Raw genomic sequence first — 11,603 nt, forward strand, 5'->3', positions numbered from 1 at the left:
TTAATTTATTTCCTTACTGATTAATTCTTCAACATATTTTGCGTTATTTCCTGTGATTAATGTTATTGCATTTGATTGTAAAAATAAGCCACTAACACCTTCAAGTTTTTGAATTTCATCCACATTAACGTTTTTGATGTTTTTTAAACTAATTTTAATTTTTTTCTGGCTCGCTTGAGCATTGGTGATATTTTCCTTAGAACCCAACAAACCGATTAAGGTTTTAATGTCAAAATCCAACTTATTTGAGACGGAAAGATATTTTTTAGTTTCTTCTTGACGATATTTTCTTCATTTTCGTTTTATTAAACCAAAAGAAGCTATTAGTAAAAAGTAATACTTAAATTTGTTTTTAAATGTCACAATTTCTCCTTAATATTAAATAAAATTATAGACACAAAATTAATATATTTATATATTAAATGGTAAGCACAGGTTTTTTCAGTACTTTTTCAGTGAAAAATAAAAAAAACGCGGTAAAAAATAGATATTTAAATCATTAGTAATAGAGTAATATATAATATTACTTATTAATATTAATTTTTATTAATTTCTGGAGTATTTATGAAAAAATTAATCAGTGGAATTAAACCAACAGGTGAACTTACTTTAGGTAATTATTTAGGTGCTTTAAAAAACTTTATTGATTTACAAAATGACTATGAAGCATACTATTTTGTTGCTGATTTACATGCGTTAACAACAGGAGACAATGACCCTAAAGAATTAGCAAAAGCGAGAAAAGATGTTGTTGCTTTATATCTTGCTTGTGGTCTTGATCCAAATAAATCAAGCATTTTTTATCAATCTCAAGTTATGGAACATGGAATGATTCAGTGATTATTAACCAATGAAACCACGCTTGGTGAACTGAATAGAATGACGCAATTTAAGGATAAATCGCAAAAGGCTTTAAAACAAGGAAATGGAACTGAAAGTATACCAACAGGTTTATTAATGTATCCTACTTTAATGGCTGGAGATATCTTGCTTTACAACGCTGACGTTGTGCCAGTTGGTGAAGACCAAACCCAACATGTTGAGTTAACAAGAAACATCGCAAGAAGAGTTAATAATAAATACAAAACAAATTTAAAAGTTCCTGAAGCTTTTGTTCCAAAAGTAGGTTCAAGAATTAAAGATTTACAAGAACCAACAAAAAAAATGTCAAAAAGCGACAGAACTTCAAAAGGAACGATTTATTTATTGGAAGATCCGCAACAAGCTTATAAAAAAATATTGAAAGCAGTGACGGATTCAGAAGGTAAAGTTTATGCTTCGGAAGAAAAACCAGGAGTAACAAACTTATTAAATATTTATGCTTCTTTAAAATCAATAACATTGCAAGAAGCACAAGAATACTTTAAAGAACATAATTACAAAGAATTTAAAGAAGAAGTGGCGTTGGAAGTCAAAAATCTTCTTGAAGACATTCAACAAAAATATAAATTAGCTTTAGAAATGATTGAAGAAGTGACTCATCAAGGAGCAAAAAAAGCTTCAGTCATTGCTAGCCAAACATTACAAGAATTAATGAAAAAAATGGGGTTTTAAAATGAACGACGAAAAATTTTCGAAATTAAATCATACAACAAGTCACTTACTTGCTGCAGCGATTATGAAATTATATCCTGACACAAAATTAGCAATTGGACCATCAATTGAAGAAGGTTTCTATTATGATTTTGAATTTAGTCAAAATTTTACTGAAGAACAATTAGCTGAAGTTGAAAAATTAATGCAACAATTAGCTAAAGAAGATTACAAAATGATTGAAGTTAGTGAAGCAGAATATAATATTGCTAACCAACCATACAAAAAAGAACTTTATAATGAATTTAAAGAAAAAGGGTACAACATTACTTTTTATGCTTTAAAACATCCAAAAACAAACGAAACATTATTTGTTGATTTATGTGCTGGTGGACATGTTGAGTCAACAAAAGAAGTAAAACACTTTAAGCTTCTTTCTGTAGCTGGAGCTTACTGAAGGGGTGACTCAAATAATAAAATGTTAACTCGTATTTATGGAACAAGTTGAGCAACAAAAGATGAGTTAATGAAATACCTAAAACTTCTTGAAGAAAGAAAAGAAAGAGATCACCGTAAATTAGGTAAAGAATTAAACATTTTTGCGTTAAACCAACTTTGTGGACAAGGGTTCCCAATCTGATTAGAAGATGGAATGAAAATTCATAACGCAATTCGTGATTATGTTCTAAGACTTGATAAACTTTATGGATTTAGAGAAGTTTTAACTCCACATTTTGGTGAAAAGAAACTTTATGAGATTTCAGGACACTGAGAACATTATCAAGACACAATGTTTAAACCTATCGAAATGGATAATGAACAATTAATTGGACGTCCAATGACATGTCCACACCACATTATGTTATTTAACATGACACGTCGTTCATACAGAGACTTACCAATTCGTTATAGCGAACAATCAAGACTATATCGTTACGAAAAAAGTGGTGCTTTAACAGGATTAGAACGTGTACGGGGAATGGATTTAACAGAAGGTCATATCTTTGTGCGTTTAGATCAAATTAAAGATGAATTTAAACACTTATACAGAATGATTACTCAAGCACTTAAAGATTTCAAAGTCGAAGTTGATCATATTTCTTTATCTTTAAGAGATCCAGAAGATAAAGAAAAATTCTTTGACAATGATGAAATGTGAAGTAATGCTGAAAATGACTTGCGCGAAGTTTTAAAAGAACTTAATATTGAATACAAGGAATTTATTGGTGAAGCTGCTTTCTATGGTCCTAAGGTTGATATTCAAGTTAAAACAGCATTAGGAAGAATTATCACAATGTCAACACTACAACTTGACTTCTTATTACCTTCACGTTTTGAAATGACATACGTGGATGAAAATCAAAATTTAGTAACACCTGTTTTAATTCACCGTGGATTAATTGGAACATACGAAAGATTTGTGGCTGTACTTTTAGAACAAACTAAAGGTGTGCTTCCATTCTGACTAAGTCCAAAACAATTCGTAATAGTTCCAATAAGTGAAGATCAAAACGATTATGCAATGAGTGTATATCAAGAATTGTTAATGTCTGATTTTAATGTTGAAATAGATTTAAGAAACGAAAGACTAAACAAAAAAATTCGTGAAGCACAAATTCAAAAAGCTAAATATGTTGTTATTCTAGGTCAAAACGAAGCAAACGAAAATAAAGTAAGCTTAAGACCTTATGGTTCTCAAGAGAATCTTGTAATGACAAGAGAAGAGCTATTAAGCTTTGGTCACGAGTTAAAAAGAAACTTAAAATAATGAAAAGAACTCAAACTTATAAAGTTGAAAGAGTGCTTGGTCTTTCTTATCACTGAAGAATAGCATTATTTGGAATGCTATTTGTAATCCTGCCAGCAATGATTTTATATTTTGCTGTTGGCAAGGACGTTGACAGTGTTTATAGAGCTTATTCACACGCCTTAGCTTGATGAGCACTACTCTTAATAGCATTATTGGCTTTCTTTGTAACTATCGCAATAACAATTCTTTTTATAAGAGTTTTTAAATGATTTGGTTTTGAAGTATTTAATTTCATTATTCCTTTTTCATTAATGATGTATTCTTTCTTAGTAACAAGTGGTATTTCATGAGACTTGTGATTTGTTAGAATAATAACACCGGCTGTATTGTTTATCACAGTTGTTCCCACAATTTTAATTAATAAAAAAGTTGCACAAAAAAAACTTAAAATAAAAAAAGAATTAGATCGCATCGAAAGACAAAAAAACAAGTCTTTATTAGATTAAAAAAAGAGCTGTTTGGCTCTTTTTTATATCTTGCTTAAAAATTTCAAATTAAAGGCAAGATTTATATTTGATTTTTTATATTCAATTAATTCTTTTAAATTGTGTGTTAACTTATTTCAAAGTAATATTTTTATTATTAAAGGAATTGAAAATAAAATTAATAATAATACGTTAATAATAATTAATATTCATGTTTTTCCGATCAACGCACTACTTAATGTAATTGCAAAAACATAAGAAATATTTATTAATATTAGAACAGAAAAAACTAATATTAATCATAAAAAGAATTGGAACATTAAATCAATAAGTAGGTATGCCATTAATTTTTTGTTCTTATGTACTCCTAGTTGATTTATATTTTTTAAAACAAAAACATTTGAGCTTGAAAAAGGTAATAGTAAGAAATTAAACCAAGTAGCTAATTTAACAGGTAAAATTTTTTGATATTTTAAAATATTTCAAATTTTTCAGGTTAAAGACAAAATAAATATTATAGCCATTAAACAAGCTAATCAAATTGTTGTTATATGAGTGAAATAAATAGATGTTTTTGAATGAATTTGAAAAGTTTTTGAAATGATTTTAATGACAGAAAAAATAACCATACTAATAAATGAAAAAACCATTAAAAAGGAAGAAATATAGTTGTTTTTTATAAATGTTCTTAAATCTTTGTTGTTATTCATATTTGTTTCTCCATATGAATTATATAATTACTGTAGTAAACAAGGGAATAAAAATGAATCAATCTAAAAAATGAATAATTATATTGAGTGCTATTTCGCTTCTTTCATTGGGCGCTATAACAACGATTTCAGTATTTTTTACAAGACATAAAGTCTTAAAAATAAATTCAAATCAAGAAAATACAAATTTGAATTTTACACGTCAAAAGTTAATTCAACAATATGATAATATTATTGATTATCAAGATAAAGCGGACATAAATGTATATTTTACTCCTTACGGAATACAGCCTTTTTATAATTTCGTAAGATTGGCAATGCTTTCAAAAAACGAAGCACACTTTTTATATACAAAAAATGTTGTGTTTCAAGAAAATTTAAATAAAGATTCTTTTGAAGAATTTTTAAAAACAAAGAGATTAAATAATACTAATTTAAATGATGAAAAAAATGAAGAAAACCATAAAAATTCTAGAGTTATAGATTTAGGAACACAATTTGAATCATCAGCTTATAACTATATTTCGTCAATTATAAAAAATAATCCAAATAAGAATATTTTTGTTTGATTAAACTCAGATTTTTTTAAAAATGATATTAGATTTGCAGAATTATCACAAAACCCAAATGTTGTTGTTAATGCAATCGAGGATTCGAACATTTTGGGCACAATGATAGCTGAAGAATGAATTCCACAAATAAAAGAAACTTATTTTATTAATAATAAATGAGATTATAATTCAAAAATTTATGATCGTTACACACAATATTTATTGGGTCAAAAACTCGACAATATTCAGTTATTTTTTAGTTCGCATAAAGTAGTGGAAGATTTAAAAAATAATCAAATTCATAATGTTTTACCATTTTTTTCAAGTGACATTAACAAAGAAATAAAAGATGTTTTATTTAGTAGTCGTGATAAAAATAGAAAAAGATTAAGTGTTGAACACTATCCAAAAATAACAGGATTAAATTGAGAAAAAGAACGCGACAAAGTTCAAAAAATTGAAGCAATCAACAATAAAAAATCTCTAATTATAATGGGAAGTGTAAGTGAAGAAGATTATCAATTTGTTATTAACGTAGCCAAAAAATATGGAAAACAATATAATATTTTTTACAAAGGTCATCCAGGTCACAATATTGTAAATAAATGAATAGAAGATGAATTGTCACAACATAAAGAAGTTTCTTATAGTGATTTTGTAGACAACTCTTCTAAAAAATTTATACTACCAGACGATGTATATGTAGTTCCGCTTGAATCACAAATACCATCAGAAGAGCTAACAACAAACCACGCATTAGAAGATAATGGATTATTTTTTGATAAATGAATTCTAACAGATAGTACAAGTGGTGCCGTTAATGGAATAATTAATGGAAAAAATATACCAAATGATATTATTGCGTCAAGAGATGCGAAAACACACCAAATGATTTTTTCTGGTACAGCGGAATATAAAGAATTAATATCAACTATTTTAGGAAACATTGCTTCTAAATTTTTAACAATTAAGAAAATAAATGAAAAAAACGATAAAGATATAAATAACTATCAAATTAACATTTCTCCTAATTCTTATTTAATTGTTGATTTATCAAAAACAAAAATTGATACTAACGAAAACAACGACATTATCTTTTTGATAACTGTAAAAAGCACAATAGATAACAGTCAATATTTAATAAAAACCACAAACAAAAAATAGTCAAAAGTCTTGACACTTTTTTGTTTTATAGTAGAATATAAATGTAGCAACCACAGAGAAGGTGTCCACCTGAACCCATTCCGAACTCAGCAGTTAAGCCCTTCATCGCCGACAATACCGTATGGGAAGATAGGACGTTGCTTTTTTTATACTTTTTTTGTAAAAAAACAAAAAAATTCCATTAAATAATAAATTTACAATAAAAAATTCCATTTTCACTATTTTAAAATGTATTTTTCAAAAAAACCCAATAGTTTATTTTTAATTTTTCTTAAATTAATTATAATATTGCCATCTTTTAAAAGATGTTTATTAGAATAATGAAAAAGGGGATTAGAATGAAAGAAAAAACAAAGAAAAAAATAGTTTCACTATTTGCATTATCTGTGGGTGCAGTTTCTTCAGTAGCGTTTTTAGCAGCTTCTTGTCAGCACACAGAAGAAAAAACAAAAGACGATAAAAAATCAACACAACCAGCAGTCTTAGAAAAACAAAACTTAACACCATTTGAACAATGAAGTCAGTCATTAGATAATATTTTTGAACTTGACAATAATAAAAAACAAGATTTAAAAGAAGCCATTTTTAATGGTAAAAAACTTTTTTACGATAGAGTTAATAAAACAATTATTTGAGTTAATGGAAAATTACCTAATTTTCAAAAAGAAACAACCAATGTTTTATTTAGACTAAAAGCGGATGTTAGCTTACCTAATGCCGATTATCAATTCGCTAATAATGTAAGTCCAACATATACAAGCAAAGGTTATAAAAAAATAAACAGTGAAATTTCTTACAGAGTAGAAAATGATAAACTTATTTTAAGTTATCTAGGTGCACAATTCATAAAACGTAGTGCGCCTAAAATTGCTTCAGTTTCGAGACAAACTGAAATTACAATTGAAGGATTGAGCAATGAATTGGCAAGCAGAAATAAAACAAAAATGCCATACCACTTTATTACTCCTCCAAAAACAAACAAAACAACTGAAGGAAACGCTGAACCAACACAAGATACATCAACACCAACAACACCAGAAGTAAGCTTGAGTGAGTGAGCTTCAAAATTGGAAAACAAACTTATTATTATTCCTGGAAAAGAACAAGATTTAAAATGAGCGATTGAAAATCATAAAAATCTTTACTTTGATTACAAAACCGGTAATGTTATTTGAAGTAAAAAATATTTACCAGATTGATCAACAGAAGTTGCTGAAAACTCTGTTTTAACACTCAGTGAAGATGCTAAAAGACCTTCAAAACAATTAGAACTTGCAAATGATAAAAAACCAACTTATTCACAAACACAAATTCTCACAAGACTAAATTATGTAGTAAACGGTGAACAAGTAATCATTTCATATAAACCAGTTAAATTTATTTTTAATAATGCTCCAGAAATAAGTGATAAAACATACACAACAACATTAACAATTCCTGGATTGGTGCAAGTTGAAAAGACTAAACCAACAAAACCAAGTACAAATCAAAACTTCGAAGAATGAGCTAAGAATTTAAATAATGCTTTTGAGTTAATAAGCGGACAAGAAAACTTTTTACAAGAAGTAATACATTCGAATAAACCATTAGTATTTAATTACAAAACTCAAACAATAAATAATGGTAAACAAGAAATATTTAAATTTAAGGATAGTATTAATAAAACAAATAAAAATTTTGAAATTGCAAATCCATTTAGTTCGATAAATATAGTGGGTAATTTAATTACAACCATTCCATACAAGGTTAAAGATGGAAAAATTATTTTAGAGTACGTGGGTGCTTTATATTCAAATAAAGGTTCAAAAGTTTCTCCAGAAAAAAGTTCTTCAGAAATTACTGTAGAAGGATTAGAAGGAGAAGCAACCGTTGGATATGATCATAAAAATCCTCAAGAAGAATTTAAACAATGATTAGACACTTTATCAACAAACTTTTTACAAGTGGTGGATGGTTCTAAAGAATTAGTAATTGAAGCAGTAAAAAGTCATAAAAATATTTTCTATGATTATAAAACTCAACAACTTTACTTCAGTGATACACAATCTGCAAAAATACTGAATTCACAAGACAAAAAAGTTAAATATATTGAGCTTTCAAGAGATTCACTTGCTAAAAAACAAATTTGATTTGATTTAGCAAATGATTCAAAAGTAATTGCAAAAACAAGCAAGGGCTCAAACATTTTAAATAATTTATTAAACTATGACGTTAATGGAGACACATTAACAATTCATTTTAAACCTGTTGACTATGATAATGTAATAATTGGAGAAGCAACAACAACCACATTAATAATTGAAGGTTTAAGTGATAACGCTTCAACTCATAGTGATGAAGGGTCTTCAAATGAAAATGTAGACACAAATAGTGGCGATGCTTCATCAAATACAAACACCGATAATACTGGAAACACAGAAACAACAGATAGTGGCGATGATTCATCAAATACAAACACCGATAATACTGGAAGTGATACTAATAATACTGCAACAACAAATGAAGGCGAAGGTTCACAAGGCACATCAGGAACTCCGGAAAATACACAACCAGAAAATACCGAAACAACAACTCCAGAAGATAATAAAGTTTATGATAATTCAGATCCTTATTATGTATCTTTAAATGGAAAAAGTGGACAAGAATTAATAACAGCGCTAGAAACATTAGAAAGAACAAATTTAAGTTCAATTCCTAAAAAAATCAATAAAGATAGCATTAATAGAGCTTTTGAAGACAATTTCTATGAAAATGATCAATCTTTAATTGACATTTTTAGTGAAAAAATAAATGGTTCAGAAGAAGACATTCAAAACCCTTCAAAATTTAATCTTGTTACTGGTTCTTTTGTTGGTAACTCAAAAGCCAAAATATTAAAACCTAACGATTTACACGGATTCTTTTATAGAAATTCTAATAAATATAACAGTAAAAAAATAGGTGGATTAATTTTGGGTGAAGTTGATACCCCTACAACAACAACTGATAATGGTTCAAAAATAGCTAATAAAGTCCTTGAACCTTCAGATGATTTCAAAGGTGATTTTGCTAGAGCATTCTTATATATTGCTTTAACTTATGGAGACCATTTCAATGGAACAAACAATTTAACACAAGATTTTCCACACATGAGTTCAGAAATGATTCAAACCCTAGTTAAATGAGCTAAACAAGATCCCGTGGATAAATTTGATATTCAAAGAAATAATGTTGCTTATGAACTTACACAACAAAGAAACCCATTCATTGACTATCCTGAATTTGTTAAAATTTTTACCCAACCAAATGACTTGACATTTGAAAACAAGGGTATCTTAAAAGGACTTAAATAATAAATTAATAACAATGTTTAAAATAGCAAGCAAAAAGCTTGCTATTTTAATATAATTATTAGACACACAAAATAAAAATATTAAATGTTCAATTTAAATAATTTTAGGAGAAATAATGAACATAAAAGACAAAACAGCTATTTATTTTTCTAAAACAGCTAAAATCGCAGAAAAAAATTTTTCTGACAAAATAATTACATTGCAATTTTTTCAAAGACAAGACGATGTTAAGTTATGTGGAATAAATGAGGTTTTAAAACTTTTAAAAAAATATACAGATGTTTCAAGATATACAATAAAATTCTTGCCAGAAGGTTCAATAGTTAATAATAAAGAAGTTGTTTTAGAACTAATTGGGCAGTATCATCATTTTGGTATATATGAAGGAATGATTGATGGTATTCTAGCAAGACAAACTTCAATAGCAACAAATGCTTATAGAATTTTAAAGGCCGCAAACGGGAAGACAGTTATTTCAATGGCTGATAGAGCAGACCATTATCGTAATCAAATTGCTGATTCATACGCAATAGAAGTTGGTGGAATAAAAAATCATGCTACACTTGCTTCAGCTAAAGGGGCACACTCAAGAGCTTTTGGCTCAATGCCTCATGCTTTAATTCAAATGTCCGGTGGAGATATTGTTAAAGCTTGTAAACTATACAATGAAATGTTTCCAGAAGATGATTTAGTAGCTTTAGTTGATTTTCACAATGATGTAATTACTGATTCACTACTGGTTTTAAATGAATTCAAAGATACTCTAAAAGCAGTAAGAGTTGATACATCAAAAAACATGATTGATAAAATGTTTTTACAAGACTCGGGAGAATTTGGTGTAACACCCAATCAGATCAAAAGACTAAGACAAGCTTTAGATGAGCACGGTGGTAAACACGTAAAAATCTATGTGTCTAGCGGTTTTAACGCTGAAAAAATTCAAAAATTTGAAGAACAAAACGCACCAGTAGATGGTTATGGAGTTGGAGCTTCATTGCTAAAACTTTTCATAAATTTTAGTGCTGACGCAACAAAATTAAACAACAAATTGATAGCAAAAGAAGGTCGTGGATATTCAGAAAATAAAAAGTTACAGTTGAAAACATGAAAAAATATTTAATTTGAAAATTTTTATTATTTGTAGGATTTACTTCTACAATTTCATTACCTTTTATTGCTGCAAGTTGTAAAACGACTGAAACAGATAATATAGCTAAATTTAGTGATAACAAGTTTGAAACTAATTTTACTAAAAATCATTTGATGGAATATTATTCATTATTAAATAATAAATCAGGTGATGACCTGCTTAAGGCTCTTTTGAAAACTCAACACAACAACGCACAAAAAATTCCAGTTGCTCAATATAACAAAAATGTAAAAGCAAAAGATTTAAATTTAGCATATCTTGATAAATTTTTTGAAAAAGATAAGAATACAATTGTTGATATTTATAGTGAAAATCCAACCGGAACTGATCCCTATAATTTTAGTAAAAATGATCGCATGGGAAGCGGAAAAAGAGAGGGTGAAACTTATAACCGAGAACATGTTGTTCCTAAATCATGATATGGATACACAAAACAACAAATTTTAAATATTGCTAGTGATATGCAAGCAATTTGACCAACTGATTCTAAGGTTAATTCAGAAAGAGGCAATATGCCATATGGTGAAGTTGTGTCCGTTGATGAAACATTCCAAAATGGCTCAAGAATTGGTAAGGACAAGAATGGCAACAGAGTATTTGAACCAATTGATGCATTTAAGGGAGATGTAGCAAGAGTGTATTTCTATTTTGCCGTAACATATTCAGATAAATTGAAAAATCTTGCTGATGGATCAAAAGTTTTTGAAAAAGAAAATGTTTATCCTTACTTAAAATCAGATTATTTAGAATTAATGATTAAATGAAGTAAAATGGACCCAATTGATGATTTTGAATTATATAAAAATAACACAATATGAAATATAAAACATTGAACAAGAAATCCATTTATTGACTTTCCAAATTTATATAAAATTCTTAAAAATAAGGATAGTGTTAGATTTAAAAAATAGAAACAGAATATAAAAAA

9 protein-coding genes and 1 rRNA gene are annotated in these 11,603 nt (G+C 27.8%); 8 read left to right on the forward strand and 2 right to left on the reverse strand.

Annotated elements, in window-relative coordinates; all coding sequences use genetic code 4:
- Nucleotides 1–363 (reverse strand): PTS glucose transporter subunit IIB, encoded by a 363-nt coding sequence (locus JV175_RS02660; RefSeq protein WP_205499294.1) that lies wholly within the window; start codon nucleotides 361–363, stop codon nucleotides 1–3.
- A gap of 201 nt (nucleotides 364–564) precedes the next feature.
- Between JV175_RS02660 and trpS the strand changes: the two genes are divergently transcribed.
- Genes trpS through JV175_RS02675 form a run of 3 tightly spaced genes read left to right on the forward strand, consistent with a single transcriptional unit; the run spans nucleotide 565 to nucleotide 3,789 of the window.
- Nucleotides 565–1,554 carry a tryptophan--tRNA ligase gene (gene trpS, locus JV175_RS02665; RefSeq protein ID WP_205499296.1) on the forward strand — a complete coding sequence of 330 codons (990 nt, stop codon included), beginning with the start codon at nucleotides 565–567 and terminating at the stop codon, nucleotides 1,552–1,554.
- 1 nt (nucleotide 1,555) lies between these two features.
- Nucleotides 1,556–3,301, forward strand: coding sequence for a threonine--tRNA ligase (gene thrS / locus JV175_RS02670; protein ID WP_205499297.1), 1,746 nt, complete (start codon nucleotides 1,556–1,558; stop codon nucleotides 3,299–3,301).
- Nucleotides 3,301–3,789: a hypothetical protein gene (locus tag JV175_RS02675; protein WP_205499299.1), complete on the forward strand. Its 489-nt coding sequence runs from the start codon at nucleotides 3,301–3,303 to the stop codon at nucleotides 3,787–3,789. The genes thrS and JV175_RS02675 overlap by 1 nt, the downstream gene beginning before the upstream one ends.
- Nucleotides 3,790–3,812: 23 nt before the next feature.
- On the opposite strand, the gene JV175_RS02680 is transcribed toward JV175_RS02675, so the two are convergent.
- Nucleotides 3,813–4,478, reverse strand: a complete 666-nt coding sequence (locus JV175_RS02680) for a hypothetical protein (RefSeq protein WP_205499301.1) — start codon at nucleotides 4,476–4,478, stop codon at nucleotides 3,813–3,815.
- A 53-nt stretch (nucleotides 4,479–4,531) separates the two neighbouring features.
- Between JV175_RS02680 and JV175_RS02685 the strand changes: the two genes are divergently transcribed.
- From JV175_RS02685 to JV175_RS02705, 5 genes are all read left to right on the forward strand, one after another.
- A complete protein-coding gene (locus JV175_RS02685; RefSeq protein ID WP_205499303.1) occupies nucleotides 4,532–6,193 on the forward strand; it encodes a hypothetical protein in 1,662 nt (553 codons plus the stop codon).
- Nucleotides 6,194–6,235: 42 nt separating this feature from the next.
- Nucleotides 6,236–6,339 (forward strand): 5S ribosomal RNA (gene rrf, locus JV175_RS02690).
- 192 nt (nucleotides 6,340–6,531) lie between these two features.
- A complete protein-coding gene (locus JV175_RS04410; protein ID WP_205499319.1) occupies nucleotides 6,532–9,525 on the forward strand; it encodes an endonuclease in 2,994 nt (997 codons plus the stop codon).
- A gap of 115 nt (nucleotides 9,526–9,640) precedes the next feature.
- Nucleotides 9,641–10,645, forward strand: coding sequence for a nicotinate phosphoribosyltransferase (locus JV175_RS02700; protein WP_205499321.1), 1,005 nt, complete (start codon nucleotides 9,641–9,643; stop codon nucleotides 10,643–10,645).
- Nucleotides 10,630–11,586 (forward strand): endonuclease, encoded by a 957-nt coding sequence (locus JV175_RS02705; RefSeq protein WP_205499338.1) that lies wholly within the window; start codon nucleotides 10,630–10,632, stop codon nucleotides 11,584–11,586. The genes JV175_RS02700 and JV175_RS02705 overlap by 16 nt, the downstream gene beginning before the upstream one ends.
- Nucleotides 11,587–11,603 lie beyond the last annotated feature (17 nt).

Origin of the sequence: [Mycoplasma] gypis, from assembly GCF_016924775.1 — a bacterium.
GTDB lineage: Bacteria > Bacillota_I > Bacilli_A > Mycoplasmatales > Metamycoplasmataceae > Metamycoplasma > Metamycoplasma gypis.